1 pseudogene is annotated in these 636 nt (G+C 66.7%); it reads right to left on the bottom strand.

The features are described from left to right. Window positions 1-366 (bottom strand): annotated as a pseudogene (locus IC50_RS31845) (amidase family protein); the annotation flags it as partial. Window positions 367-636 lie beyond the last annotated feature (270 nt).

The following is a 636-nucleotide window of genomic DNA, read 5'->3' on the forward strand; positions in this document are numbered from 1 at the left end:
TCCGATCAGGTTCAGCCCGGCCTGGCGGAATTTTCCGGTCAGGAACGTGTCGGCGCTCGCGCGGTTGCCGCGCATCAGCAGCGAGCCCATTTCCTGGAGCCGGCCTTTCAAGGTCGGCCCGAGGTCCTTCATCAGGAAAGGCAGGCCGGCGAAGGGACCTGCGAGATTGGCGCCATCCTTGGCGGGGTCGGCGATCACGTCCTCGAACAGCTCGACCACGCCCGACAGCGCCGGATTGACCTTGGCAACGCCGGCCGCGGCCTGCCGCGCCAATTCCTTTGCCGTCAGCTCGCCCTTGCGGACACGCCCCGCCAGCGCGACGCCATCGTGCTGCGCCCATTCATTCCAGCTCATCGGCAAAGTCATGATGTCCAAATCCTCGTGGATCGCGGCTACCTTCCTTTCGCAAGGAACCGTCCGAATCAACCGAGCCGGCGCGAAGGGCAGGGTTGCGTGAGGCGGACAGGTCGGAGATGCCGGGTCGTATCAATCCGACAGTCGTGCGATCGCTGCAACCGGGCCGCCGTCCGGCGAGCCCCGGTGCTCGGCGCCGCCGGACACGTCGACTGCCCGTTCGACCGTAGTCAGGATTACGCTGCGCGCAATCCTGGACCGCTTGCGTCTCCGGCAGCGACC

It is taken from the genome of Bradyrhizobium genomosp. I (2014), from assembly GCF_000261685.1.
GTDB lineage: Bacteria > Pseudomonadota > Alphaproteobacteria > Rhizobiales > Xanthobacteraceae > Bradyrhizobium.